The 25235-nt window shown below is 72.7% G+C and carries 21 protein-coding genes and 1 pseudogene; 13 read left to right on the top strand and 9 right to left on the bottom strand.

The window, feature by feature from the left end:
• The first annotated feature begins 282 nt into the window (after nt 1-282).
• From AR3_RS16620 to AR3_RS16605, 4 genes are read left to right on the top strand one after another with little or no spacing between them, the layout of a single operon-like run.
• On the top strand, nt 283-1434 hold the full coding sequence (locus tag AR3_RS16620) for an ABC transporter ATP-binding protein (protein ID WP_067915124.1): 1152 nt from the start codon (nt 283-285) through the stop codon (nt 1432-1434).
• Nucleotides 1431-2693: a polyamine ABC transporter substrate-binding protein gene (locus tag AR3_RS16615; RefSeq protein ID WP_067915123.1), complete on the top strand. Its 1263-nt coding sequence runs from the start codon at nt 1431-1433 to the stop codon at nt 2691-2693. The genes AR3_RS16620 and AR3_RS16615 overlap by 4 nt, the downstream gene beginning before the upstream one ends.
• Nucleotides 2693-3559 carry an ABC transporter permease gene (locus tag AR3_RS16610; RefSeq protein ID WP_067915122.1) on the top strand — a complete coding sequence of 289 codons (867 nt, stop codon included), beginning with the start codon at nt 2693-2695 and terminating at the stop codon, nt 3557-3559. Before AR3_RS16615 ends, AR3_RS16610 begins: the two co-directional genes overlap by 1 nt.
• The gene (locus AR3_RS16605; RefSeq protein ID WP_067915121.1) at nt 3556-4416 is read left to right on the top strand and encodes an ABC transporter permease; all 861 of its coding nucleotides are present in this window, start codon (nt 3556-3558) and stop codon (nt 4414-4416) included. The genes AR3_RS16610 and AR3_RS16605 overlap by 4 nt, the downstream gene beginning before the upstream one ends.
• Nucleotides 4417-4431: 15 nt before the next feature.
• Here the strand turns inward: AR3_RS16605 and AR3_RS16600 are convergent, their stop codons facing one another.
• A complete protein-coding gene (locus tag AR3_RS16600; RefSeq protein ID WP_067915120.1) occupies nt 4432-4941 on the bottom strand; it encodes a PH domain-containing protein in 510 nt (169 codons plus the stop codon).
• 223 nt (nt 4942-5164) lie between these two features.
• Between AR3_RS16600 and AR3_RS16595 the strand changes: the two genes are divergently transcribed.
• Nucleotides 5165-6955, top strand: a complete 1791-nt coding sequence (locus AR3_RS16595; RefSeq protein WP_067915119.1) for a thiamine pyrophosphate-requiring protein — start codon at nt 5165-5167, stop codon at nt 6953-6955.
• 106 nt (nt 6956-7061) lie between these two features.
• Nucleotides 7062-7736, top strand: a complete 675-nt coding sequence (locus AR3_RS16590) for a hypothetical protein (RefSeq protein WP_067915118.1) — start codon at nt 7062-7064, stop codon at nt 7734-7736.
• Here the strand turns inward: AR3_RS16590 and AR3_RS16585 are convergent.
• From AR3_RS16585 to AR3_RS16570, 4 genes are all read right to left on the bottom strand, one after another.
• Complete coding sequence (locus tag AR3_RS16585; RefSeq protein WP_227023147.1) at nt 7711-8931, bottom strand: hypothetical protein; 1221 nt, start codon at nt 8929-8931, stop codon at nt 7711-7713. The two genes, AR3_RS16590 and AR3_RS16585, sit on opposite strands and share 26 nt — an antisense overlap.
• A 207-nt stretch (nt 8932-9138) precedes the next feature.
• Nucleotides 9139-9855, bottom strand: a complete 717-nt coding sequence (locus tag AR3_RS16580; protein ID WP_067915116.1) for an FHA domain-containing protein — start codon at nt 9853-9855, stop codon at nt 9139-9141.
• Nucleotides 9856-9857: 2 nt separating this feature from the next.
• Nucleotides 9858-10271 carry a hypothetical protein gene (locus AR3_RS16575; protein WP_067915115.1) on the bottom strand — a complete coding sequence of 138 codons (414 nt, stop codon included), beginning with the start codon at nt 10269-10271 and terminating at the stop codon, nt 9858-9860.
• On the bottom strand, nt 10268-11335 hold the full coding sequence (locus AR3_RS16570; protein ID WP_227023143.1) for a PP2C family protein-serine/threonine phosphatase: 1068 nt from the start codon (nt 11333-11335) through the stop codon (nt 10268-10270). Before AR3_RS16570 ends, AR3_RS16575 begins: the two co-directional genes overlap by 4 nt.
• Nucleotides 11336-11613: 278 nt before the next feature.
• Here AR3_RS16570 and AR3_RS16565 point away from each other — a divergent pair, with 278 nt between their 5' ends.
• Nucleotides 11614-12096, top strand: coding sequence for a helix-turn-helix transcriptional regulator (locus AR3_RS16565; RefSeq protein WP_067915114.1), 483 nt, complete (start codon nt 11614-11616; stop codon nt 12094-12096).
• 84 nt (nt 12097-12180) lie between these two features.
• Here the strand turns inward: AR3_RS16565 and AR3_RS16560 are convergent, their stop codons facing one another.
• Both AR3_RS16560 and AR3_RS16555 read right to left on the bottom strand, forming a co-directional pair.
• Nucleotides 12181-13431, bottom strand: a complete 1251-nt coding sequence (locus tag AR3_RS16560; RefSeq protein ID WP_245637898.1) for a carboxylate-amine ligase — start codon at nt 13429-13431, stop codon at nt 12181-12183.
• Nucleotides 13432-13486: 55 nt separating this feature from the next.
• Complete coding sequence (locus AR3_RS16555) at nt 13487-15100, bottom strand: PucR family transcriptional regulator (RefSeq protein ID WP_067915113.1); 1614 nt, start codon at nt 15098-15100, stop codon at nt 13487-13489.
• Between the two features lie 162 nt (nt 15101-15262).
• Between AR3_RS16555 and AR3_RS16550 the strand changes: the two genes are divergently transcribed.
• Nucleotides 15263-16570: an aspartate aminotransferase family protein gene (locus AR3_RS16550; protein ID WP_067915112.1), complete on the top strand. Its 1308-nt coding sequence runs from the start codon at nt 15263-15265 to the stop codon at nt 16568-16570.
• The gene (locus AR3_RS16545; protein WP_067915111.1) at nt 16567-18087 is read left to right on the top strand and encodes a CoA-acylating methylmalonate-semialdehyde dehydrogenase; all 1521 of its coding nucleotides are present in this window, start codon (nt 16567-16569) and stop codon (nt 18085-18087) included. The genes AR3_RS16550 and AR3_RS16545 overlap by 4 nt, the downstream gene beginning before the upstream one ends.
• Here the strand turns inward: AR3_RS16545 and AR3_RS16540 are convergent.
• Complete coding sequence (locus AR3_RS16540) at nt 18023-18355, bottom strand: hypothetical protein (protein WP_067915110.1); 333 nt, start codon at nt 18353-18355, stop codon at nt 18023-18025. The genes AR3_RS16545 and AR3_RS16540 overlap by 65 nt on opposite strands.
• 618 nt (nt 18356-18973) lie before the next feature.
• Between AR3_RS16540 and AR3_RS29750 the strand changes: the two genes are divergently transcribed.
• The 3 genes from AR3_RS29750 to AR3_RS16525 all read left to right on the top strand — a co-directional run bounded on the left by AR3_RS29750 (nt 18974) and on the right by AR3_RS16525 (nt 23276).
• Nucleotides 18974-19354, top strand: coding sequence for a hypothetical protein (locus AR3_RS29750; RefSeq protein WP_083951596.1), 381 nt, complete (start codon nt 18974-18976; stop codon nt 19352-19354).
• Nucleotides 19355-19851: 497 nt separating this feature from the next.
• The gene (locus AR3_RS16535; protein ID WP_067915145.1) at nt 19852-21069 is read left to right on the top strand and encodes an ABC transporter substrate-binding protein; all 1218 of its coding nucleotides are present in this window, start codon (nt 19852-19854) and stop codon (nt 21067-21069) included.
• Between the two features lie 785 nt (nt 21070-21854).
• Nucleotides 21855-23276: a sensor histidine kinase gene (locus AR3_RS16525; RefSeq protein ID WP_227023148.1), complete on the top strand. Its 1422-nt coding sequence runs from the start codon at nt 21855-21857 to the stop codon at nt 23274-23276.
• Nucleotides 23277-23379: 103 nt separating this feature from the next.
• On the opposite strand, the gene AR3_RS16520 is transcribed toward AR3_RS16525, so the two are convergent.
• Nucleotides 23380-24363, bottom strand: coding sequence for a trypsin-like serine peptidase (locus AR3_RS16520; protein WP_067915107.1), 984 nt, complete (start codon nt 24361-24363; stop codon nt 23380-23382).
• Between the two features lie 355 nt (nt 24364-24718).
• On the opposite strand from AR3_RS16520, the pseudogene AR3_RS16515 reads away from it, so the two are divergent.
• A pseudogene (locus AR3_RS16515) lies at nt 24719-25235 on the top strand (1-deoxy-D-xylulose-5-phosphate reductoisomerase); the annotation flags it as partial.

Raw genomic sequence — 25235 nt, 5'->3', positions numbered from 1 at the left:
AGATCGTCGGCCCGGTCGTCGCCGTGCCGCGGCCCGGGCGCGGGGGCGCGAGCACGCGGCCCCGCGGCCATGGCCGGGCCATGAGGATGACCAGGGCGCTGCACTTAGACGCGGTGTGAGTCGACCCCCACGTACCGCCGGTGCCGGAACGGCCGCACGGCGGCTTTGAGCACTCCGGCACCGCACTGACCTGTCGAGTACGGCGTCGAGGACCACGCGCGCGTCGAGCACGTCGTGCACGACATCGTCGCCTGACGCCCCCGAGACCGTGAAGGACCCCCGATGACCGAGACCAAGCACGCCGCGGCGCCCCCCGACGTGGGCGCCGCGCTCCCCGCGATCGAGCTCGCCGGCGTGGCCAAGGAGTACCGCGCGCACGGCGAGACGGTGGCCGCGGTGCGCGGGCTGGACCTGGAGATCGCGCAAGGGGAGTTCTTCTCCCTGCTCGGCCCGTCGGGCTGCGGCAAGACGACCACCCTGCGGATCATCGCCGGGTTCGAGGAGCCCACCGCCGGCAGGGTGTACCTGCACGGCGCCGACGTCACCGGCGTCCCGGCCAACAAGCGCGACGTCAACATGGTGTTCCAGTCGTACGCGCTGTTCCCGCACATGAGCGTCTGGGACAACGTGGCGTTCGGGCTGCGCCGCCGCCGCGTCCCCAAGGAGGAGATCAGGGCGCGGGTCGGCGAGATGCTGGAGACCGTCGACCTGACCGGGCGCGAGAAGCGGCGCCCCGCCGAGCTGTCGGGCGGGCAGCAGCAGCGGGTCGCCCTGGCGCGGGCGCTGGTCAACCGTCCGCGCGCGCTGCTGCTGGACGAGCCGCTCGGCGCGCTGGACCAGAAGCTGCGGCAGGCCATGCAGGTCGAGCTGAAACGCATCCAGCGCGAGGTCGGCATCACGTTCGTGTACGTCACGCACGACCAGGGCGAGGCGCTGACGATGTCCGACCGGATCGCGGTGATGAACGACGGCCGGGTGGAGCAGCTCGGCACCCCGCGGGAGATCTACGAGCGTCCCGCCACCCGGTTCGTGGCCGGGTTCATCGGCACGTCCAACCTGCTGGCGGGCGAGGTGGAGCGCATCGGCGACGGCCGCGCGGTGATCTCCTACGGTCCGGACGGGCGGATCGAGGTGCCGCTGCGGCCGGCGCTGCCGGCGGCGCCCGGCCGGCGGCTGGAGTTGACCGTGCGTCCGGAGAAGATCACCATCGGGACGGAACGGCCGGGCGGCGCGCTGTGCGCGGTCCGCGGTACCGTCACCGAGGTCGTCTACCTCGGCACCTCCACCAACTACAACGTCAGCACCGCGACCGGCGCGGACGTGGTCGTGTTCACCCAGAACGCCACCTCGGCCGACCATGTCGCGGCGCGGGGGGACACCGTCTGGCTGTCGTGGGAGCCGCGACACTCGTACGCCATGGGAGCAGCGCAATGACCAGCCTGAACCGGCCGGCCGCCGGGCGCGACGCCGGCGGCCGCCTCGACCCGTCGCTGCTGCGCGGGCTGACCCGGCCCCGCCGCAGGGACGTCCTGCGGCTGCTGGGCGCCGCCGGGGCCGGGGCCGCGCTGTCGGCCTGCGGCGTGCAGGGGCAGGGCGGCAAGCAGAACGTCACCCGGTCGGACGTGGAGAAGTACTGGTCCGGCAAGTCGAAGGCCGGTCGGCTCTCCTGGGCGAGCTGGCCGGGCTACATGGAGGACGACCGGGCCACGCTCAAGGCGTTCGAGAAGGACACCGGGATCAAGGTCGACTACCGGGAGGTCATCCAGGAGACCGCGTCCTGGTTCGGCCGGATCCAGGCGCCGCTGGCGGCCGGGCAGTCGATCGGGTTCGACCTGATGGTCATCACCAACGGCATCCAGCTGGACCGGTGCCTGCAGCTCGGCTACCTGGCCCCGCTCGACCACTCCCGCCTGAAGACGTTCGCGGCCAACGCCGGGCCCGGCTTCAAGAACCCGTCGTACGACCCCGGCAACGCCTTCACCATCCCGTACTTCTCGGGGATCACCGGCATCGCCTACAACACCAAGTACGTCGACGAGGAGATCACGAGCATCGCCCAGCTGTTCGACCCCAAGTACAAGGGGCGGGTCGGGATGATGGCGGACTCCCAGGAGCTCGGGAACTTCGGCCTGTTCCTCCTCGGCGTCGACCCGGAGAAGTCGACCCCCGCCGACTGGGAGAAGGCGGCGGCGCGGCTGCGGCGGCAGCGCGACGACGGCATCGTCCGCAAGTACTACGAGCAGGACTACATCGACGCGGTCAGCAAGGGCGACGTGTGGCTGACCATGGCGTGGTCGGGCGACGTCTACAGCCTGGCCGGGCCGAACGTCCGGTTCGTGGTGCCGAAGGAGGGCGGCACCATCTGGACGGACAACCTGTGCATCCCCAAGACCGCCGTCCACCCGGTCGACGCCATCACGATGATGGACTGGCTGTACGAGCCGGAGCACAACGCGCCGCTGACCGAGTTCATCAACTACATCACGCCCGTCCCCGCCACCCGGGACCTGATCGTCGAGCACGCCCGCAACGCCACGGGCGAGGAGAAGAAGGACCTGGAGCGGCTCAGCCGCAGCCCCCTGGTGTTCCCCTCCGACGCCGACATGGCCCGGCTGCGTCGGTACCGCCGGCTCGACAGGGACGAGGAGGCGCGGTACCAGCGGATCTTCGAGCCGATCCCCAAGGGCTCGTGATGGCCGGTCCGGCACGGCGCAGACTGGCGCCGTACCTGATGATCCTCCCGGGCGCGCTGTGGATGCTGGCGTTCTTCCTCCTCCCGCTCGCGCTGATGGTGTCGCTGTCGCTGCAGACCGGGAACCTCGTCGACGGGTTCCGGCAGACGTTCCACTGGCAGAACTACACCGACGGCCTGTCGATCTACGGCGACAAGTTCGCGCGGTCGCTCTGGTACGCGCTGCTCGCCACGCTGGCGTGCGCGGTCCTGGCGTACCCGGCGGCGTACTGGATCGCGATGCACGGCGGGCGGCACAAGTCGACGTACCTGTTCCTCGTGCTGCTGCCGTACTTCGTGCCGTTCGTCCTGCGGATCGTCTCGTGGAAGCTGGTGCTGACCGACCACGGGCCGGTCCTCGGGCCGCTGCGCGACCACGGCCTGCTGCCCGCCGACCTGCACGTGCTGGACACCGGGTTCGCGGTGGTGTCCGGGCTGGCCTACAACTTCCTGCCGTTCATGGTGCTGCCCGTCTACGTGGCGCTGGAGCGGATCGACCCCCGGGTGGTGGAGGCCGCCTACGACCTGTACGCCTCCCGGTTCCAGGCGTTCCGCCACGTGATCCTGCCGCTGTCGCTGCCCGGCGTGTTCGCCGGGGTGATCATGACGTTCGTGCCGATGAGCGCCGACTACGTCAACGCCGAGGTGCTGGGCGGGCCGCGCAACACGATGATCGGCAACGTGATCCAGTCGGAGTACTTCGCCAACAGCGCCTATCCGCTGGCCTCGGCGCTGTCGTTCACGCTGATGGCGATCCTGCTGGTCGGGATCTTCATCTACGCCCGCGCCCTGGGCACCCGGGACGTGTTGGAGGCGGCCCGCCGATGACCGCCCCGGCGACCTCGAGTCCGCGCGCCCCGCGGCGCCGCGTCCGGCGCCGCGCCGTCCGGTCCGGACGCGTGCTGCACCTCTACACCGTCCTGCTGATCGCGTGGCTGCTGCTGCCGATCGCGGTGATGATCCTGTTCGGGTTCAACGACACCCACAGCAAGCAGAACTACCGCTGGGAGGGCTTCACCCTCCGCTGGTACCGGCACCTGTTCGACAAGCGGGACCTGACCGCCGCGCTCGTCAACTCGCTGACGATCGCGCTGCTCAGCACGGCGATCAGCACGGTGATCGGGACGGCGGCGGGGCTGGCGCTCGGCCGCCACCGGTTCCGCGGCCGGGGCGCGGCGAACCTGGTGCTGTTCATGGCGATCTCCTGCCCGGAGATCGTGATGGGCGCCTCGCTGCTGTCCATGTTCGTCACCTTCAACCTGCCGCGCGGCTACCCCACGATCCTGGCCGCCCACGTGATGTTCTCGATCGCGTTCGTGGCGGTGACGGTGCGCGCCCGGGTGGTGGGCCTCGACCCGTCCGTCGAGGAGGCCGCGCAGGACCTCGGGGCGGGGCCGTGGACGAGGTTCCGGCTGGTCACCCTGCCGATGATCATGCCGGGGGTGGTGTCGGGGGCGCTGCTGGCGTTCGTGCTGTCCATCGACGACTTCGTCATCACCAGCTTCACCAGCGGCGCCACGGTCACCTTCCCGCTGTGGATCTACGGCTCGACCCGTACCGGCACCCCGCCGCAGGTGAACGTGATGGGCACGCTGATCTGCGCGGTCGGCGTGGTGGTCGCGCTGGTCTCCGCCCGCCGCAACGTCCGCCGCCTTCAGGCGGACCGGGACGCGCGAGGGGACTGACCGCCGGGGCGCCGGTCAGTCCCCGGAGGCGCCGAACACCTCCGTGGAGACCTCCAGGTAGAGCTGCTCGGGGTAGGGGATGAAGCGGACGTTGCGCAGCGCCTGCTTCTGCCCGGCCGACTCGATGACGAACTCGCCGTACCCCAGCAGGCGGCCGAGCATCGACCGCTCCAGCGCGATGTCCTCGACCGCGGCCAGGGGCATCATCGCCACCTTGCGGTTGAGCACCCCGCTGATGACCATGACCCGGTGCTCGGTCACCAGGAAGTACCTGAGCGACCACGCCAGGACCTTCCAGCCCAGGTAGCCGAGCGTGGCCGGCCACAGCAGCCAGATCCACGCGACGCCGAACAGGGCGGAGACGAGGCCGCACCCGATCAGGCCGCCCACCACCAGGAGCAGGGCCGGCAGCAGCACGGCCGGGTGCCCCCGAACCGCGATCACCCGTTGCTCGTGCGACATGAGGTACCGGCCGACGGTCTTCGACCCGGCCTCGTGGAAGACCATCATGTCCTGCATGTTCATGGCGGCACCCTTGTCATGATCAGGTGCCTCAACGGTAGCCGAAGCGGCGTTCGCGCCGCAGTACCGAACGGGTCCGCCTTGCCTGTCGCCGCGCCGCCCCCGTCCGCCGCCGACGTTCATGACCGGGTTCGGATACCGCCAACGTCTGGTGTATCGCCCATATGACCTTGCGAAACGGAAACTCCCCCCATGACCGAAGTGACGTGATGACGGGGGGAAGGCCATGGCCGAGACGGTGGCCGACTTCGTGCTGAAGAGGCTGCGCGATTGGGACGTCGAACACGTCTTCTGCTACCCGGGCGACGGCATCAACGGGTTGGTCGCGGCGCTCGGCCGGGTGGGCTCGCCGAGCGTGGTGCAGCCGCGGCACGAGGAGACGGGCGCGTTGGAGGCGGTCGGCTACGCCAAGTTCGGCGGCGGGGTGGGCGTCTGCATGGCCACCAGCGGTCCGGGCGCGATCCATCTGCTGAACGGGCTGTACGACGCCAAGCTCGACCACGTGCCGGTGGTGGCGATCGTCGGGCAGGTCGCGCGCACCGCCATCGGCGGCAGCTACATGCAGGAGGTCGACCTGCAGACGCTGTTCAAGGACGTGGCGTCCGACTACGTGCAGACGGTCACCGTCCCCCAGCAGCTGCCGAACGTGCTGGACCGGGCCCTGCGCACCGCCCTGGACCGGCGCGCGCCCACCTGCGTGATCATTCCGGCCGACCTGCAGGACGAACCGTACGAGCCGCCGGCGCACGCCTTCCGGCACGTGCCGTCCGGCGCGCCGGGCTACGCCGCGCCCGAGACGCGGGCGCCGGAGACCGAGATCGCCCGCGCCGCCGAGGTGATCAACGCGGGCCGGAAGGTGGCGATCCTCGTCGGGCAGGGCGCCCGCGGGGCCGCCGCCGAGGTGAGGGAGCTGGCCGAGCTCACCGGCGGCGGCATCGCCAAGGCGCTGCTCGGCAAGGACGTGATCTCCGACGAGCCGCCCTTCGTCACCGGCGCGATCGGGCTGCTGGGCACCCGGCCCAGCTACGAGATGATGCGCGACTGCGACACCCTGGTGATCATCGGGTCCAGCTTCCCGTACGCCCAGTACCTGCCCGAGTTCGGCAGGGCCCGCGCGGTGCAGATCGACGTCGACGCGCACATGATCGGGATGCGCTACCCGACCGAGGTGAACCTGGTCGGGGACGCGCGGGCCACGTTGCGGGCGCTGCTGCCCCGGCTGCGCCGCAAGGAGCACGGCGACTGGCGCCGCACGATCGAGCGGAACGTGGAGCGCTGGTGGCAGACGATGGAGATGCAGGCGCGGGTGCCCGCCGACCCGGTCAACCCGATGCTGGTGTTCCACGAGCTGTCGTCGCGGCTGCCCGACGACGCCGTCGTCGCCTGCGACTCGGGGACGGCGGCCGACTGGTACGCGCGGCTGCTGCGGTTCCGCGGGCGGGTGCGCGGGTCCCTGTCGGGCACCCTGGCGACCATGGGCGCGGCCGTGCCGTACGCGATCGGCGCCAAGTTCGCCCGTCCCGGACGGCCCGCGTTCGCGCTGACCGGCGACGGGGCGATGCAGATGAACGGGCTGGCCGAGCTGATCACCGTGCGGCGGTACTGGCGGCGCTGGACGGACCCGCGGCTGATCGTGGCGGTGCTGCACAACAACGACCTCAACCAGGTCACCTGGGAGCTGCGCGCGCTGGGCGGGTCGCCGCGGGTCCCGGCGACCCAGGATCTGCCGGACGTGTCGTACGCGGCGTTCGCGCGCTCGCTGGACCTGGAGGGGATCGACGTCGACAAGCCCGAGCTGCTCGGCTCGGCGTGGGACCAGGCGCTGGGCGCCGACCGGCCGGTGGTGCTGGACGTGCGGTGCAGCCCCGACATGCCGCCCATCCCGCCGCACGCCGAGTTCGACCAGATGAAGAACACGCTGGAGGCGCTGCTGAAGGGCGACAAGGACGCCTGGGGCATCGTCAACGAGGGGGTCCGCGCCAAGCTGCAGGAGGCCCGTCCGCATCGGGGGAGATGAACCGGGGGAAGTGAGCCGGGGGAAGTGAGCCGGCAGGAGCGAACGGTGCGCGCGCCCGCGCCGTGAACTTCTTGCTCGACGGGGGACATGACCGGAAGATGGGTACATGGTCACCCCTGAGCAGGCGTCTCCCGGGTCGTCCCGGGGGGCCTACGCAGCGGACGTGACGGGGCGGCCGGTGTGGCGGCTGCTGCTGCGCGGGTTGGGCGTGTACCTGCCCGGCTGGCAGGCGCCGCGAGGGGTGATGCGCGTCCGCAACGGGGCGGGGCCGTCCGCGGACGGCCGGCCGTCGCGGGGCGACGGCGGTGCGCCGGGCTCCGGTGATCCGTCCGGATTCGGCCCGCCGGGGTTCGTCGACGGCGCCACGGGGTTCGGTCTGCACCTTCCCCGCCGGGCGCGCGGCCTGGAACCCGACCGCGAGATCTACGTGCGCGGGCGGCAGGACCCCAGCTTCGGGATCGTCATCGCGGGCCCGTCGGAGGCGATCGGCACCCGGGTCGTAGACGCGGAGGGGCTGCTGCGGTACGCGCGGCGCCTGACCTTCCAGGAGCTGTACGACACCGCCGACGCGGCCTCTGTGCCCTACGCGGTGCGCGCGGCGCGGGCCGTGGACAACGTGGTGTTCCTCGACCGCGCGACGGGCGTCGGGCTGTGCGCCGAGGTGGACCCGGTGACGGGGGACGCCGCGTGTCCGCTGTTCGTGCGGCTGCACGCGGCCGACCGCACCGTGCGCGCCTACGGCCTCGACGGCGCGGTCACGTCCCCGCGGCCCACAGGCTGAGATCCCACAGCTGGTGGGACGGCAGGCGCCGCAGCCGCACGGCCGCGGCGGCCGGATCCCAGAACACCTCGTCGCTCTCCAGTTCCAGCGACTGCGGCGGGGTCAGCACGGCGCACAGCAGCTCGTCGCGGCTGCGCACCGCCAGCAGCGGGCCGATCTGCGCCACCGCGCCGCTGCTCTCGTAGAGCGCGCGGAGCAACGCCTTGAGCGCCGCCTCGTCCTCCGGGGGCGGTTCGGGGGTGATGCCGGGGGGAAGGACGCGTTCGCCGGGGCGTCCGCGCGCCAGCGCCCCCGGCCCCGGAGAGCCCTCGCGCGGGAGGTCCGCGCCGGTGGAGATCAGCAGCGCGGTGAAGACGCCGCCGAGGTCCTCGGGCCGCTGCCCGGCCAGGAAGTAGCGTCGGCGGTCCGACGCGTCGGCGGCGGACGAGCCGTTCGCCGCCTCGGTGGTGCGGAACCGGATGCGCAGCCGGTTGGCCCGCACGCACCGCTCGTACACCTCGGTGAGGATGTCCGCCAGCTGCCCGTCGCGCGTCCACAGCCGCCCGATGACGTTGACGGACGTCCCGTCGGCCCCGGTCCGGGGCCGGGCGGTCAGCGCTGACGCGACGGCGTCGTCCAGCTCCCCCTCGGTGAACGACAGGAGCTCGGCGACGACGTCCTCCACTTCCTCCAGCGTGCGGGTGAGGGCGCGCTGCAGCTCCAGCATCTCCGCGCCGCCGCGCTCCAGCTCCGCCAGCCGCTCCAGCGCCGCCTCCACGTCGGCGCCGCCGGCGGTCCCCGCGCCGCCGTCGGCGGCGCGGGCGCTCGCCTCGGCGACCGCGCGCACGGACGTCTCCACCTCGGCCAGCTTGCGGCGCAGCGCGGCGAGCGTGACGCGCTGCTGCTCCAGCTCCTGGAGCCGCTCCGCCTGGGCGCGCAGGTACTCGTCGGCCCGGTGCACGAGCGCGGCCAGCTCCTCGACCTGGCGGGTGTTGTCGCGCAGCCGCGAGTCCAGCGACGGCAGCACGTCCCGTTTGACCCGCGACAGCTCGGCGGTCAGCTGCTCGCCCACCTTCACCAGCACGTTGTTCTGCTTGGTGACGTGCTCGTTGAGCTCGTCGACGCGACGCACGAACGCGGCCGCCTGCTGTTTGCTCTGCCGGCCCGCGTACAGCTCCAGCGCTCCCACGACGACGCACAGCACCACCAGGATCACCGTCGTCAATGGGACTCCTCCGGGGGCGGCGGCGTCGGGTTCCTCGTCGGGTTGTGATCGCGACCATAACTTACGAAGCCGGGCCGGAAGGGGCACTTACGAAAGCGACTGATCTTGCTGACCGCACGGGGCGTCGTCCCGCGGCGGCATCGCGTGCACGCCGCCCGGCCGGCGCCGGTCGCCCGGACGCCGGCGCGGATCGCGCCGTCACGTCGCACTTCGCCGTCGGAGCGTGATGGTGGTCCAGGCTCCCACGTGGATGCGGTCGCCGTCGCCGACGGGCACCTCGACGTTGAGGGGGATCGGGTCGGTGGCGCCGTTGAGGCACGTCCGGTTGGTGGAGCCGGGGTCGACCAGGGTCCAGGTGCCGTCCGGCTTGGCCAGCAGCACGGCGTGCATGTGGGAGACGCCGGGGTCGGCCGGGGGCTCCTGCAAGTCGATCTCGGGGGTCGTCCCCCGGGAGACGCTGCGCCTGCCTATGCGGATCTGCGACCCGGTCAGGGGGATCCGCCGTTCAGGGCAATAGGGAGGGAAGGGGATGTCCTTGCTGTCGGGTCCGCCTTGGGCGATGACGGTGTCGTAGTAGTCGCGGTCGGCGTTGACGATGGCCACCCACTCCGCGTCCCCGCCGGGCGCAGTCGGCGGGGGCGCCGCCTCTGATGGGGCTTGGGGAGGCGGAAACGGTTGCGGGGGACCTGACGGCGTCGGCCTGCCGCTTCCCGTCGCGAAGTCGTAGCCGCACTCCTCGCAGAAGCGGTCGGTGGACGGCGTACCGCAGTCCGGGCACGGCACGCCGCCGGTGCCCGCCTCCCCGGCCTCCCCGGAGGTCGCGGGCGTCGAGGCGGACGCGGCGCCGATGCGCTGACCGCAGACGTCGCAGTAGTCCTCGGAACCGGAGCTGTGTCCGGACGGACAGATCGCCATGCTCAGCCCTCGTCCTCGCCGATACGGACGGTCTCGGCCGACCGCGTGCCAGGCGACGACACGCCGGCCGCGTCCGCGTCCGCGTCCATGTCCATGTCCATGTCCATGTCCATGCGCAACCGCACCGCGTCCATGTCCATGCGCAACCGCACCGCGGACCGTCCCGAGCAGTGCCGCGGCGCCGCGGCGAGCGGAGCGGCAGGGGCGCGCCGGTTCCCGTCCCCGGTGAGCAGGATGCCGTGCCGAGTGACGCCGAACGGCTCATCGGCCGGACGCGGCCACGATTCGACCGCGGCGCCGCTGGTGAAGGCTCCGCCGGACGACCCGCCCGACGTGAGCTCGGGGACCTCGCGGCCGCCCACGGGCAGGTAGTCGTTCCGGTCGACCATGACGGTGCGCTGCTGCTGTGCGCTCATCGAACATGCTCCGTGCTCCGCGGGACAGGAGAGTTCGCGGGGGGCGCATCCTTCTGGGCGGTGACCTTCGGAAGGGGGACGACGGCGACGGTGACGTTGTCACGGCCACCTGCGTCGAGGGCATGCCGAACCAGGGTGCGGGCGGCTTCCAACGGGCGGGCCGCGTCCCCGGGGGAGCACGACGCGGCCCTCAGCGCGGCGGTGAGCCGCTGGGGGGTGGGCAGGTAGTTCCAGAGGCCGTCGCTGCACACCAGCACCGTGCCGGGGCCCTGGACGCAATAGGTGCGGACGTGCGGGGCCGGCTCGTCCGCGTCCGCTCCCAGCCAGGCGGTGATGACGTGCGCATTGGGGTGGGCCTCCGCCTCCGCCCAGGTGAGCGCGCCCTCGGCGACCATGGCGGCGGCCCAGGAGTCGTCCTCGGTCAGCTGCCGCGACTCCGCCTCGTCGGCGGCGAGCCAGTAGGCGCGGCTGTCGCCCACCCACCCGACGGTCACCGAGCCCGGGCCGACGACGGCCGACACCAACGTGCACGACGGGGCCTCGTCCGGAGAACCGGCCAGGGACGACACGGCGGCGGCCGCGCGGGCGACGGCGGTGCGCGTGGCCGCCTCGGCGTCCGCCCCTCGGTCCAGTTCCGCGACGAGTGACGCGACGGCGGTTTCGGCGGCGACCCGGGAGGCCTCCTCAGGGCGCGGCGACGAACCGACCCCGTCGCATACCACCGCGGCCACGCCCCCGCGGCACGGCGCGAGCGCCAGGGCATCCTCGTTGCGGCTGTGGCGCAGGCCGCGGTCGCTCACTCCGGCGGCGATGCCGCCGGGCAGCTCCACTTCGACGCGGTCGCGGTCGAGAGGCTGCCGCAGACCGCACTGCTCGCAGTAGCCGTCCGCGTCGACGGCCGCACGGCAGGACACGCAGCGGCGCAGCCGCACCGGGGCGGCACCGGAGCGCGGGTCGAGACGCTGCCCGCACGCCTCGCAGAACTCCTCGCCCGGATACACCACCTCGCGGCACGCGGGGCAGCCCAGCTCCACCGCCTGGGCGGCCTCCCGGTCCCCGCTCACGGCGGCGTCCTCGGGCCGACGACGGCGGCGCGGCCGAGGAGCGGTCGCCGCTTCTTCGCGTCGCCGCGCGGTCGCGCAGGCGCCCGCCCCTCGCGGCGCGGCGGCGGGGCGGCAGCGCCGGCGGCGGTGAACGCGAACGGGAGCCCGCCGTCGCTCATCGCGGCCCCACTTCGCCCATGGTCGCCCCCGGCGTCGCGCTCTCGCGTGATCAGTGTTCCCCATGCCGAGGGCCCGCTCAAGGCCTCCACACTGTCGGTATTCGAACGTATTATCGAATCATGGCGAACGCAGCGACGCACCGCAGCGCCCTCACCCCGGCGGAGATCGCCGCGCTGGCGCTCTCGCTGGCCCACCTGGGCGCCGGGCCGCAGGCGGCCACCGCCCGCCGCGCCCTGCGCACCCTCCTGGACGACGACGTCGCCGACGGCGAGGTCGTCGCCGCCACCCTGCAGACCCTCACCACGCCGCTCGGCCCCGCCACCGCCGACCGCGCCCGCGTGATCGCCGCCGCGATCACCGAGCACCGGATCGTCCGCCTGGTCTACGGCGACGCCCGCGCCAACGTCACCATCCGCGAGGTCGAGCCCGTCACCTGCCTGGTCCACCGCGACCACTGGTACCTGGTCGGCTGGTGCCGGATGCGCCGCGGCGTGCGCGCCTTCCGCTTCGACCGCATCCTCGCCGTCGAGTCCACCGGCATGCCCGCCCGCCCCCACCGGGCCGAGCGGTACCTGCCCTTCCAGGGCCGCGCCGCCGCCTGACCGCCTCCCCGCGCTCCCCAGGCCCCGTGAGGCGGGCCTTCGCCCGCCCCTGCGCAGGCCCGCCTCACGGTCCGGGGCCGGCGCTCAGAACTCCAGGGTCCGGCGGACGGCGTCGGCGACGACCGCCGCGGCGTCGCGGGTGCGCGTGAAGACGGCGCGTTGGACGCTCGCGCCGTTGCCCCGGTCGAGCAGCCGCCGCAGCAGCCGCTCCACCGTCTCCAGGTCCCCGCGGCGGATTAAGGCGGGGGCCGCATGCTCCAGCAGCGCCGACACCACCGCGCGCGCATCGGCGGCGCGATGCGTGACCGGGTGCACCAGGTCGCCGCGCAGTCCCGACCGGCTGGCCCGCCACATCGCCAGCCGCAGCAGATGCGTGCGCACCGGGTCGGGCGGCACGCCCGCCCGCCACTCCCGGACCGCCGTGTCGACCAGCGCGCGGACCAGCGCGGCGAGCAGGACGGCGTCCTCGGCGCGCAGGCACACGTCCGCCACCCGGATCTCCACGGTGGGATAGCGGTGGGAGACGCGGGCGTCGAAGTAGACCATGCCCTCGTCGAGCAGCACGCCGGTGTCGAGCATCCCCGAGACGGTCGACCGGTACTCCTTGAAGGACTCGAACACCTCGGTCGGTCCGCTGGACGGCCAGCGCCCCCACACCTGGTGCCGCCAGCTGTCGTATCCGGTGTCGCGTCCCTGCCAGAACGGGGAGTTGGCGCTCAGCGCCAGCAGCGGCGGCAGCCACGGCCGGATCCGGTCGAGCACGGCCGCGCCCTCCTCCGGCGAGTCGACCGCCACGTGCACGTGGCACCCGCAGGTCAGCTGCTCGTCGGCGGTCAGCCCGTAGGCGTCGGCCATCCTCCGGTACCGGCGGGACGGGGTGAGCGACGGCCGCACGGCCACCGGCGAGGTCGCCAGCGCCGCCACCGCGACCCCGACGCCCCGCGCGGCCTGGGACGCCGCGCGCCGCGCCCACCGGATCTGGGCCGACAGCTCGGCGAGCGAGGCGCACGGGCGGGTGCACACCTCCATCTGCTCGCGCTGCAGCTCGGTCTCCAGGCTCTCGCCGCCGGACGACCCGACCTGCGGATCGCGGTCGCCGCGCGGCACCTCGCCCTTCTCGTAGGCGTAGCGGATCACGTCGACCGACACGGCCTGCGGCACCCCGCTGTCCGGGTCGACGAGCAGCAGTTCCTCTTCCACCCCGATGGTCCGGTCGTCCGCCCCGTTGCGTCCCTCCACGGTGTCGTTCTGCCCGAGCCACCGCCGATACACGGTCCGGGGCTGGGAGCCCCGCACAGTGCTCTCCCCGAGCCCGTCGCCGTCGCGCGAAATCACCAAGGCGCGGACGACGGATCGGCCGTCGACGCGCTCCGCGCACCCGGCGCGCGGCTCAGGTGTTGGAGCGTTCCCAGCGCAGGGAGGCCAGGGCCAGGAGCGCGACGTGGAGGGAGACGCAGCACTCCACGTCGTCGAGGTCGGCGTCGAGGACGCGTTCGATGCGGCGCAGGCGCTCGTAGAAGGCGGGGCGGGACAGATGGGCGCGCTGGGCGGCGACGGCCTTGTTGCGCCCCGATTCGAGGTAGAGCTCAAGGACGCGCGTGAGGTCGCTGCCGCGCTCGGCGTCGTACTCCAGCAGGGGGCCGAGCTCGCGCTCGACGAAGGTCTGGACCCGGGCGTCGTCGCGCAGCAGGTGCAGCAGGCCGCGCAGGCGCAGGTCGGGCAGGCGGTAGAACAGGCGAGCGGCCGAGCCGCGGGCGGCCACGTCGGCGACCTGCTCGGCCTCCAGGAAGGAGCGGCGCACGTCGCGGACGGACTGCACGACCGACCCCGCGGCCATGACCACGTCGCCGTCGTACCGCTTGCGGACACGGGTGGCGATCTCGGTCAGCACGGCCTCCACGTCGGCGCGGGCCGACAGGGAGGCCAGGACGCTGACGCGGGCCTTCGGGCCGTCCTCCTCGAGCACGCCGACCAGGGCGGCCACGCGGGCCTCCTTGCAGGCCGCCGACGCCGTCTCGGCCAGTTCGGACAGGTCGCCGCGCGCCGCGCCGGCGCACGGGCGCAGCACCACGCCGAGCAGGCGGCGGCCCGACAGCGGCACCCCGAGCGCGCGGGCGCGGGCGGCGACCTCCTGCGGGTCGGCGTAGGAGTGGGCGAGCAGGCGCGCGATGATCGTCCCGTGCGCCTGCCGCTCCACGCTCTCGGCGTGCCGGTCCAGCAGGCGGACCAGCGCCAGGGTGGTGGCGGCGCGTTCGATCAGCACGGTCTCGCGGGGCGTGGGCGGCCGTCCGCAGGTGATGATCAGCCGGCCCCAGTCCTCGCCGCGGGCGCCGACCGTCGTGACCAGCCAGCCGGACGCCTCGTCGTAGCCGGTGCGCCCCTCCGGCCGCACCGCCCGGGAGCGCGTCTCCCACGCCGACAACAGCTCGGCGGGGTCGCCCGGGCCCGCGTCGGCGGCCAGCACCTGGTGCGACAGGTTCTCCAGGACGACCGGGTGCCCGCCGAGCGCGGCGACCTGCCGGACGATCTCGTCGGGGGAGGCGCCCTCCACCGACAGCTGGGTGAAGATCTCGTGCAGCCGCTCGGAGGCGCGCAGCTCGGCCATCTGGTCCTGCAGGATGCGCGCGTGCACCGACTCGGTGATGTCCACGAACGCCGGCTCGTGCGCCAGCATCACCACCGGCAGGCCGTGCTCCTCGGCGGCCGCCAGCAGCGCCCGCGGCAGCGACCGGGCGTACCGGCGGCCCAGCTCGATCATCAGACCGCTCACGCCGACCTCGGCCAGGTCGGCGATGTAGGCGCGCAGGCGGTCGGGGTCGTCGGGCAGCGCGATGCCGGTGGTGAGCACCAGCTCGCCGCCGTGCAGCAGGTGGGCGATGTCGGTGACCTCGGCCACGTGGACCCAGCGGACCGGGTTTCCCAGCCGGTCCGCGCCCGCGACCACCCGCGGTTGCCCGCGGCGGACCGCGTCGAGCTGCAGGACATCCGCCAAGGTAGGGAGCATTCTGTCCCGATGATACCGGCAGGGTGTCAATGTCAATATGTCATGACATAATGTGGGCGTTTTTCGGGAAGGGGTCGTCCCCAGCAGAGCGTCAACGGCGAGGAGGCGGACCTGACAGTGTGCGGGTTCCCCGGCCTCAGGGCCGAGGACAACACTGGTGACATGTCGGAACACGCGAAGCTGCTGCGGCGTCACCGGGCCGTCATGCCGGACTGGCTGGCGCTCAACTACGAGAGTCCTATCGAGATCGTCGGCGGCAAGGGCAGCCGCGTGACCGACGCCGAGGGCAACGGCTACCTCGACTTCTTCACGGGCATCCTCACCAACATGATCGGGTACGACGTGCCCGAGGTGCGGGAGGCGGTGGAGCGCCAGTTGGCCACCGGCGTCGTGCACACCTCCACGCTCTATCTCCTGCGCGGGCAGATCGAGCTGGCCGAGAAGATCGTCCGGCTGGCGGGCATCCCGGACGCCAAGGTCTTCTTCACCAACTCCGGCACCGAGGCCAACGAGACGGCGCTGCTGCTGGCGGCGGCCGCGCGCCGCAGCGACCAGGTGCTCGCGATGCGGCAGTCCTACCACGGCCGCAGCTTCGGCGCGGTCGGCGTGACCGGCCTGCGCACCTGGAAGAACCTGCCGTACTCGCCGCTCAACGTGCACTTCCTGCACGGCGCGGACCGGCACCTGCCGCAGTTCGCCGGGCTGTCGGACGCCGACTACATCAAGGTGTGCGTCGAGGACCTGCGGCACGTGCTGGCCACGGCGACCGGCGGCGACGTCGCCGCGCTGATCGCCGAGCCGATCCAGGGCGTCGGCGGGTTCACCATGGCGCCGGACGGCCTGTTCGCCGCCTACCAGGAGGTGCTGAGCGAATACGGCGCGTACTTCATCTCCGACGAGGTGCAGACCGGCTGGGGACGCACCGGAGACAGCTTCTTCGGCATCAGCGCCCACGGCGTCGTCCCGGACATGATGACGTTCGCCAAGGGGCTGGCCAACGGCTTCGCGGTCGGCGGGGTGGTGGCGCGGCGCGAGCTGGTGGACGGCCTGAACGCCAACGGCATCTCCACCTTCGGCGGCAACCCCATCGCCATGGCCGCGGCCAACGCCACCCTCGACTACGTCCTGGACCACGACCTGCAGGCCAACGCCGCCAAGCAGGGCGCGGTCATCATCGGCGGCCTGCGCGAGGCCGCCAAGGACCTGGCGGTGGTGCGGGACGTGCGCGGCAAGGGCCTGATGTTCGCCGTCGAGCTGGCCGACCCCGGTTCCGGCGAGCCCAGCCCGCCCCTGGCCGACGCGCTCATGGAGGAGACCCGCCGCCGCGGCCTTCTGGTGGGCAAGGGAGGCCTGTACGGGAACGTCATCCGGATGGCCCCGCCCCTGACCCTCACCGACGCCGAGGCCCGCGAGGGGCTCGGCATTCTCGTCGATTCCCTCCGAACCGTGAACGAGGCGGCCATCGCATGAGCACACAGCAGTCCACGCCCGGCAAGCGCGTCACGCACTGGATCAACGGCAAGCCCTTCACCGGTGAGGCCGAACGGCGCGGCGACATCTACGAGCCGTCCACCGGACGCGTGTCCGGCACCGTCGACTTCGCCGCCCAGGCCGAGGTCGACGCGGCCGTCGCCGCCGCCAAGGCCGCGTTCCCCGCCTGGCGGGACGCCTCGCTGTCCAACCGCACCAAGATCCTGTTCCGCTTCCGCCAGCTGGTCGACGCCCACCGCGACGAGCTGGCCCGGCTGATCTCGTCCGAGCACGGCAAGGTGGTGTCGGACGCGGCCGGGGAGGTGGCGCGCGGCCTGGAGGTGGTGGAGTTCGCCTGCGGCATCCCGCACCTGCTCAAGGGCGGATTCTCGGAGAACGTGTCGACGCGGGTGGACGCCTACTCGATCCTGCAGCCGCTCGGGGTCGTCGCCGGGATCACGCCGTTCAACTTCCCGGCGATGGTGCCGATGTGGATGTTCCCGATCGCGATCGCGTGCGGCAACACGTTCGTGCTGAAGCCGTCGGAGAAGGACCCGTCGGCGTCGGTGCGGCTGGCCGAGCTGTGGGCCGAGGCCGGGCTGCCGGACGGGGTGTTCAACGTGCTGCACGGCGACAAGGCCGCGGTGGACGGCCTGCTGCACCACCCCGACGTCAAGGCCGTCAGCTTCGTGGGCTCCACCCCGATCGCCCGGTACGTGTACGAGACGGCGGCCCGCACCGGCAAGCGCGTGCAGGCCCTCGGCGGCGCCAAGAACCACATGGTCGTGCTGCCGGACGCCGACCTGGACCTGGCCGCCGACGCGGCGGTGTCGGCCGGGTTCGGCTCGGCCGGCGAGCGGTGCATGGCGATCTCGGTGGTGGTCGCGGTGGACCCGATCGGCGACGAGCTGGTCGCCAAGATCGTCGAACGGGTGGGCCGGCTGAAGGTCGGACCCGGCGACGACCCCGCGTCCGACATGGGCCCGCTGGTCACCCGCGAGCACCGCGACCGCGTCGCCTCCTACCTCGACAGCGGCGTGGCGCAGGGCGCCTCGCTCGTCGTGGACGGGCGGCGGACCCCGGTGCTCGGCGGAGGCGGCGACGGCTTCTGGCTCGGCCCGAGCGTGCTCGACCACGTCACGCCCGAGATGGACGCCTACCGCGACGAGATCTTCGGCCCGGTGCTGTCGATCGTGCGCGTCGGGTCGTACGAGGCCGCCATGGAGCTGCTGGCGGCCAACTCGTACGGCAACGGCACCGCGATCTTCACCAACGACGGCGGGGCGGCGCGGCGCTTCCAGAACGAGGTGGAGGTCGGCATGGTCGGCATCAACGTGCCGATCCCGGTGCCGATGGCCTACTACTCGTTCGGCGGGTGGAAGGACTCGCTGTTCGGCGACAGCCACGCCCACGGCATGGAGGGCGTCCACTTCTACACGCGCACCAAGGCCGTCACGGCGCGGTGGCTGGACCCGAGCCACGGCGGCGTGAACCTCGGCTTCCCCACCAACGGCTGACCGCCCCGGCGGCGCCGGCCAGGGCCAGGCCGGCGGGCAGGCACGCGAACGGCGCGGCGGGCGGCACGTGGCGGCAGTCGAAGTCGGCCGACGCGATGGGGAACACCAGCAGCGTCACGGCCGTGGCCCACGCAGGCAGCACGGTGCGGCGCGGCCGGGGCGCCGCGAGCGTCCCGGCCGCGCCCACCGCGAAGATCACGTCCAGCGCCGGACCCGGCAGGTGCCAGTCCCGCTGGTAGGCGATCATCCGGTCGGCGGGCGGCCGCACGACCCGGCTGGGGGGTGGACGTGCGTCCGTAGTCCATGGCGTCCGTGAAGGCCGAGTCGCCGCCGCCTCAGCCCTTGCCCGCGGGAAGATGTGCGGGCTGTCGGGGAAGTGGTAGAGGGCCTCGGTGGACGCCGCGCCGCCAGGAAGGACGCGTTGGCGGCGGGCCACCGTGATATCCGGCGCGCCGGAGGCCGGCGGATCGCCTCCTGGGCGGGGGAGGACACGGAGTCCGTCGCCCGTGTCAGGGCCGCCGGGGTGTCGCGTCCGCCAGGAAGGGCGAATCGGTCATCTGGGAAGGAATTTCGCAAACTGCCGCCGGGGTGCCGCCGGGCGGTCCGTCGTTTCACCGATCACCAGGGCGGTCACCGTACGGGGCGCCGGCGACGCCCGGGTGAACCCCGGATGGCGCCCGGCGGCCGCGACGGGACTTTCTGTCGGACGTAGGTTTCCACCGTCATTTTCCGCCCTTACGGCCCCGACAAACAATAGCCACAAGTATTGACTGGTTCTGTGGCGGGCGACACAATCTGACTACCTCAATTAAATGAGGCGATTTCGACAAAGGGTCTTCGGGTGAAGTGCCGCCGCCGGAAACGTCCGGGCGCAGGGAGCCGCGTGATGACTGCCGACGAGCATGCCGCTGAGGTCGACGCGCTCAGCAGACGTTATCCCGGCTGGACCATCTGGTTCGGCCCGAGCACGGGCCGATGGTGGGCGCTGCCCCCGCGGGAGCGGGACGTCGGGGGCTTCGTCGAGGCCGAGACCCCGCAACGGCTGATCGCGCGCATCGAGGTGATCCGACATGCCCGGTCCGACCCGCCGGGCGCTCCGGCGGCGGCGCAGCGGACGGGCCCGGTGACCGGACACGGCTCTCAGACATCGGAAAACCCCCGGTCGGAGACGCGACGCCCCTCGAATCTCCTCCGTCTCGAGGGAGGCACCCCGTCGCCGTTCCACCGGGTACCGGCGGTCGCGTGGCCGGGCGGCACTGCATGGTGATCCGCTGTTCCCCCACCACGGCCACGCCCGCCGGCGCCGCCGCGGCCCGGGACGAGACAGCAGCCCGTGCCACGCCCCTCTCCAGCAACCTCCACGTGGCGCGGCTGCCGGCACCCGCTGTCCCCGGGCCGCGGCGGACTCGTCCATGCCGCTTCGACAATCGCGTCCGGCGTCGCCCGGAAAACGCTCCGCGGACGCGACCGAAATCGGCGCCTGAGAACCGCCCCGACGGCTCCCGCTGAATTTGACGGATAATCGGCCGGCGCGCCGGCGCGTCGTCGGTGAAATTCCGTGGAATCGTCCGTTAGGACGGTTTGACGGGCCCCGCGAGCGTCCGCCGCGCGGCCCGCGCCGGGGCCGTCCGCGTCCGTGGCGGGGTGATCCCGCGGCCGGAGACGCTACGCTGCGCCGGGGAACGGGTCGGCGCCGGCACGGCGCGGCCCGCGGGGTGCCGGCGGCAGCCGGCCGCTGCGGACACGAGCGCGATCGGGAGCGACATGAGGCTGAGGGCCAAGGTGCTGGCCTCGGGGACGGCCGCGGTTCTGGCCACGACGCTGGGCGCGTGCAGCGGCGACGAGGGACAGCCGGTCGGCACGGTGCGGGTGGCGAGCAGCCTCGGCCCCGGGGAGGGCGCCCTCAACCTGGTGACCCTGCCCGGCTACATCGAGAACGGCGGCAGCGACCCGCGCGTCGACTGGGTGACGCCGTTCCAGGAGCGCACGGGCTGCAAAGTCGGCCTCAAGGTGGTCGGCACCGTGCAGGAGATGACCGAGGTGATGCAGAAGAAGTCGCGCCGCTACGACGGCGTGGCCGCCCCGCCCGAGGTGGCGGGGCAGCTCATCGAGAGCAAGGACGTCGCCCCGGTCAACCCCGGTCTCATCGACGGCTACCGCAAGCTCGAGCCGCGGCTGCGCAACCTGCTCAAGCGCGGCAAGACCGTGTACGGGGTGCCGTACGTGTGGGGCACCAACCTGCTGATGTACGACACCCGGTCCGTGCAGCCCGCCCCGACGAGCTGGGCGGCGCTGTTCGACCCCGACCAGGCCCGCAGGTACTCGGGACGGCTGGTCATGCGCGACAGCCCGCTCACCATCGCCGAGGCCGCGCTCTACCTGCGCTCCAAGAGGCGCAAGCTGGGCATCAAAGACCCCTATTCGCTGACCCGCCGGCAGTTGGACGCGGCCGCGCGCGTGCTGGCCGAGCAGCGTCCCCACGTGAAGATGTACTGGGGGCTGCCCGCCGACCCGGTCAGCGCGTTCGCCGGGGGAGAGGCCGCGGTCGGGCAGGTGTGGCCCTACCAGGTCGACGTGCTGAGCCGCGCGGGCAAGCCCGTGCAGGGGGTCGCCCCGTCCGAGGGCGTGACGGGGTGGATGAACGCGTGGATGATCGGCGCTCGCGCGGAGCACCCCAACTGCATGTACCAGTGGCTGCAGTGGACCATCTCGCCCGACGTCCAGCAGCAGATCGCCGAGTGGTCCGGGGTCGCGCCCGCCAATCCCCAGGCGTGCGGCGGCGACCGGCTGAGGGCCGCGTTCTGCAACGCCTACCACGTGGGCGACCGCGACTACCTCGACAAGGTCATCTTCGCGCACACCCCGTCGCGGCAGTGCGGCACGGGCGACGGCGCCGCCAAGGGGCGGCGGGACTGCACCGATTACGCGGAGTGGACGAAGGCGTGGTACGAGGCCACCAAAGGCGGGAAGCGGATGCCCTGAGCCCTGGGCGATGACCGGAGAAGCGACCTGGACGGAAAGGGGGTCTCCGGCGCGCCCGACCGCCCCCAGTCGGGCGCGCCTTCCGGGTGGTCCCGGGCGTCCCCCCGAAAGCCCGGGTCACCCTCCTCCATGAGAGACCTCCGTGGCCGACGGTCTACGTCGCGACCGCCGTCCTCGCCGGCTCCGGCCGTCCGACCGGGGCGCCGACGTTCGTGTCCGGCTCCTCCTGTTCCCTGCGAGGGCGGGGGACAGGGCGGATGGCGGGCGCGCACTCTTCGCACGCGAACACGCCCTGGCCTTCGGGGAGGCGGCCGACCCGGATTCGCGGCCTCGGCCACTTCTTGTGGCAGAGAACGCATGCGTCCCCATCGCGTTGCGCGGCGGTCAGAGCGCCGGGGTCGAACGTCACCTCGCCGTTACGGCCCATCCCTGTCTCCCGTGACGGGTGCCGATGCACGCTTACCTTTATAGGCGGGACACCGTGATGTATCAGTTACCGTTGGTGAAAAGCCGGGCAAAGTTCGGTCACATCTGCGACCTGCGATGACGGCCGCGACGGCGTCGCCGAGAGGCGTTCGGCGCGGCGATGCGATCGGCGGACGTTCGCGCAACCAAAGGTAGAAAGCCGGAGGATTTTCGCATTTTATTGCGGCGCCCGCTTTGCCCGGGGTTGTACGGTCGCGACATACAAAGGAGACATGCGCGTCCCCGCCCTGCAGTGGCGTGCACGGAGGGGGCAGCGGCCTCATTCGCTCCGTGCCAGGGTGACGCTCGCGGCGGTGAGCATGATCGGCACCGTGCTCATGGCCGTCGGCATCCTCGTCGTCGTGGCGGCGAACCACCTGATCACGTCGCATCTGACCGCACGTGCCGCCGACGCCGCGCGCAAGACCACCGCATCGGTCCGCGCCGGCGGGACGGCGGGGTCCCTGCCGACTCGCGACGGGGTGGACCTGCTCCAGGTCGTGTCCACCGGCCCGGACGGGCGCGTGCTGGCGGCGAGCGCCTCGCTGCGGGGCAGGCCGCCGCTCGACCACGCCCGGCCCGGCCCGGGGCGCACCCGCGTCGACACGCGGATCTGCGGCGACCCGGCGTGGAAGTCCGGCTGCCTGGACGTGGTCGGCTACCAGACCGCCGTTCCGGCGCACGGCACCGTGATGGTGTACGGGGCGGTCCCCGAGCCGCGGGTGCTGGGCGGCCCCGTCGCCGCGATCACCGTGGGGGGCCTGTGCCTGCTGTTGATCGTCGTGGCGGGCGCGGTGACCTGGCGCGTCGCGGGGCGCACGCTGCGCCCGGTCGCGGAGATCGACCGGGCCGTGTCCGGGATCGCCTCGTCCGACCTGAGCGTCCGGGTGCCCGTGCCCGACGGCACCGACGAGACGGCGCGGCTGGCCGCCACGCTGAACGCCGCGCTGGACCGGCTGCAGCAGACGGCGGATCAGCAGCGCCGGTTCGTGGCCGACGCCTCGCACGAGCTGCGCACCCCGCTGACCGCCCTGCGCACCCGCATCGAGCTGGCCCTGGCCGCCCCCGAGGAGACCGATCTGCTGGAGACGCTGCGCGAGGGCCTGGACGACTCCGAGCGGCTGCACCACATCGTCGAGGACATGCTCGTGCTGGCGCGGCTCGACGCCGGCGTGGCACCCGTCCTCGCCCCGCTGGACCTGGGACGGCTGGTCGAGTCCGAGCTGGCGCAGCGGGAGCCGCGGCTGCCGGTCTTCGCGCGCGTCGAGCCGGGCGTGATGGTGGCGGGCAACCGGCTCCAGCTGGCCCGGGTCCTGGTCAACCTGCTGACCAACGCCGACCGGCACGCCGTCGACCGCGTCGAGGTCAACGTGCGGAGCGAGGGCGACGAGGCGGTGGTCGAGGTGTGCGACGACGGCCCCGGCATCCCGTTCGCCGACCGCGAGCGGGTGTTCCAGCGCTTCACCCGGCTGGACGCGGCGCGCAACCGCGCGTCCGGCGGCACCGGGCTGGGGCTGACGATCGCCCGCGACACGGCCATCGTGCACGGCGGCCGGCTGTACGTGGCCGACAGCCCGCGCGGCGCCCGGTTGGTGCTGCGCCTGCCTCTGATGCGCGGGCCGATTCCTTCCGGCTCGTCCGTCCGGACGGAGTTCTCCTCGTCCGCCGCCCCGACCGCGCAGCCGCCGTGGGCGTCCACCACGGAACGGTTCGGCAGGGGCCCCTCAGGCGGTCCGCGGTGACAGAACGGCTCGGCGGCCGGTGTACGGGGGGAGGAACACCGGCCGCCGAGCCCTTTCCGCGGCGAGTTTCTGATTCCGCGGCGAGTTTCTGAAGCCCGTGGGCCTAGGAGGACTGCGCCGTGTTGTAGAGGTTCTGGGCGTCAGTGCCGAAGTACGGGCCGAACATGTAGTTCGGCAGGAAGTTGTACTTGAAGCTGTTCACCGAGTTCTGGATGCCGGTGCCGGTGGACTCGTTGAAGTTGAGGAACCACGGGCCGCCGCTGGAGCCGCCGGTCATGTCGCAGTTGAGGCCGTGGTCGTTGCTCAGCAGGAAGTCGTCGATGGTCTGGCCGCTGCAGTAGATGAGCCTGGAGCCGTCGTAGGGGGAGGCCGCCGGGTAGCCGAAGGCGTACATGCTCTGCCTGCGCGGCTGGTTGAACGCGATGCCCTGGCCGCCGACGACGTCGACCAGCTTGCGGCCGTCGAGCTCGTTCACCACGGCCGCGCCGACGTCGTAGTTGATGTCCTCGCTGGCGGTCCACTGGGGGGTGGCGAGCGTCTTGCTGGCGGTCCACGTGCCGTAGGGGCGCTCGCCGTTGTCGTAGCCCGGCACGAACACCCAGTTGGTGTGCCACGCTCCGTCCAGCTTGACGCAGTGCCCGGCGGTGATGACGGTGCTCTTGTTGGCGCTGGTGACCGCGTTTCCGGAGCAGGACGCGGTGCGGCCCTGGTAGGTGAAGAACACCCGTCCGGCCGTTTGCGTCACCTGGCCGCCGCCGGTCCAGGGGCTGCCGCCGTTGGGGATGGACAGGGTGGTCGGGGGCAGCACTTGGGCCTGCCCGCGCCGCACCTGCTTCCAGCGGCTGTCGTGCTTCGGCTTGAACAGCTTCTCCATGGGGACGGCCGAGCGCATGCGCTCGGGAGTCCAGAACCGCAGCACGCGCTGCTGTTCGGCGTCGTCGGTCGCCTGCAGCTTGGCGACCGGGCTGGGGGAGGTCGGGAGGGCGGGAGCGGTCGGAGCGGACGCGTGGGCGGGGACGGTCAGCAAGGGCAGCAGCGCGGCGCCGCCCACCGCGGCCACGGCCGCGTTGCGCAGGGAGCGTTTCATCTGGTCTCCGGAGTTCGGGGGGAGACGGGGAACGGGGGTCGGGGGACGTGGTGGATGTCCGTGAGCGGACGGTAAATTCGCCCTCTATGTCCGGACTAGTGGCATAACTTCACAAATGCCGTTCCGGTGATCCGCAGCATTGCGGGTCGCCGCACGTCAGTCCCGGACCGCGGGCCGGCGGGACGGCACGGCGCGGGCCCGGCCGCCCATGGCCGACAATGGACGGGTGACCGCAGACTCGAACGCCGACCGTGTTCCTGCCGACGTTCCTGCCGACGTTCCTGCCGACGGCCCTTCCGAGGTTCCGTCCGACGCCGTCGCCCCGTCCGACGGGCATGCCGAGCGCCCCAAGGGCGTGCGCGACGTCGTCGTGCTGGGCTCCACCGGCTCCATCGGCACCCAGGCCCTGGACGTGATCCGCCGCAACCCCGACCGGTTCCGGGTGGTCGGGCTGGCCGCCGGCGGCGGCCGTGTCGACCTGCTCGCCCGGCAGGCCCTGGAGTTCCGGCCCGAGGTCGTCGCCGTTGCGCGCGCGTCGGCGGCCCAGGACCTGCAGCTGGCGTTCTACGCCGAGGCCAAGCGGCACGGCTACGCCTCCGGCGACTACCCCATTCCCAAGATCGTGGCCGGGCCGGAGGCCGTCGCCGAGGTGGCCGCCTGGCCGTGCGACGTGGTGCTGAACGGGGTGACCGGGGCGCTCGGCCTGTCGTCGACGCTCGCCGCGTTGGACGCGGGGCGCGTGCTGGCGTTGGCGAACAAGGAGTCGTTGATCATCGGCGGCCCGCTGGTGGCCGAGCGGGCCCGGCCCGGGCAGATCGTCCCGGTCGACTCGGAGCATTCGGCGTTGGCGCAGTGCCTGCGCGGCGGACGGG

Source organism: Actinomadura rubrobrunea NBRC 15275, assembly GCF_001552235.1.
Lineage (GTDB): Bacteria > Actinomycetota > Actinomycetes > Streptosporangiales > Streptosporangiaceae > Spirillospora > Spirillospora viridilutea.
Note: the sequence above shows the minus strand (reverse complement) of the source record. Positions and strands in the feature narration are given on the sequence as shown.

Excerpts from the sequence above, each read along its gene's own strand:
- AR3_RS16555 (WP_067915113.1), bottom strand. The coding sequence starts at position 15,100 with ATGCTCCCTACCTTGGCGGATGTCCTGCAGCTCGACGCGGTCCGCCGC.
- AR3_RS16575 (WP_067915115.1), bottom strand. The coding sequence starts at position 10,271 with ATGAGCGCACAGCAGCAGCGCACCGTCATGGTCGACCGGAACGACTAC.
- AR3_RS16610 (WP_067915122.1), top strand. The coding sequence starts at position 2,693 with ATGGCCGGTCCGGCACGGCGCAGACTGGCGCCGTACCTGATGATCCTC.
- AR3_RS16535 (WP_067915145.1), top strand. The coding sequence starts at position 19,852 with ATGAGGCTGAGGGCCAAGGTGCTGGCCTCGGGGACGGCCGCGGTTCTG.
- AR3_RS16580 (WP_067915116.1), bottom strand. The coding sequence starts at position 9,855 with ATGGCGATCTGTCCGTCCGGACACAGCTCCGGTTCCGAGGACTACTGC.
- AR3_RS16605 (WP_067915121.1), top strand. The coding sequence starts at position 3,556 with ATGACCGCCCCGGCGACCTCGAGTCCGCGCGCCCCGCGGCGCCGCGTC.
- AR3_RS16590 (WP_067915118.1), top strand. The coding sequence starts at position 7,062 with ATGGTCACCCCTGAGCAGGCGTCTCCCGGGTCGTCCCGGGGGGCCTAC.
- AR3_RS16595 (WP_067915119.1), top strand. The coding sequence starts at position 5,165 with ATGGCCGAGACGGTGGCCGACTTCGTGCTGAAGAGGCTGCGCGATTGG.
- AR3_RS29750 (WP_083951596.1), top strand. The coding sequence starts at position 18,974 with ATGACTGCCGACGAGCATGCCGCTGAGGTCGACGCGCTCAGCAGACGT.
- AR3_RS16600 (WP_067915120.1), bottom strand. The coding sequence starts at position 4,941 with ATGAACATGCAGGACATGATGGTCTTCCACGAGGCCGGGTCGAAGACC.
- AR3_RS16565 (WP_067915114.1), top strand. The coding sequence starts at position 11,614 with ATGGCGAACGCAGCGACGCACCGCAGCGCCCTCACCCCGGCGGAGATC.
- AR3_RS16525 (WP_227023148.1), top strand. The coding sequence starts at position 21,855 with ATGATCGGCACCGTGCTCATGGCCGTCGGCATCCTCGTCGTCGTGGCG.
- AR3_RS16615 (WP_067915123.1), top strand. The coding sequence starts at position 1,431 with ATGACCAGCCTGAACCGGCCGGCCGCCGGGCGCGACGCCGGCGGCCGC.
- AR3_RS16550 (WP_067915112.1), top strand. The coding sequence starts at position 15,263 with ATGTCGGAACACGCGAAGCTGCTGCGGCGTCACCGGGCCGTCATGCCG.
- AR3_RS16620 (WP_067915124.1), top strand. The coding sequence starts at position 283 with ATGACCGAGACCAAGCACGCCGCGGCGCCCCCCGACGTGGGCGCCGCG.
- AR3_RS16520 (WP_067915107.1), bottom strand. The coding sequence starts at position 24,363 with ATGAAACGCTCCCTGCGCAACGCGGCCGTGGCCGCGGTGGGCGGCGCC.
- AR3_RS16545 (WP_067915111.1), top strand. The coding sequence starts at position 16,567 with ATGAGCACACAGCAGTCCACGCCCGGCAAGCGCGTCACGCACTGGATC.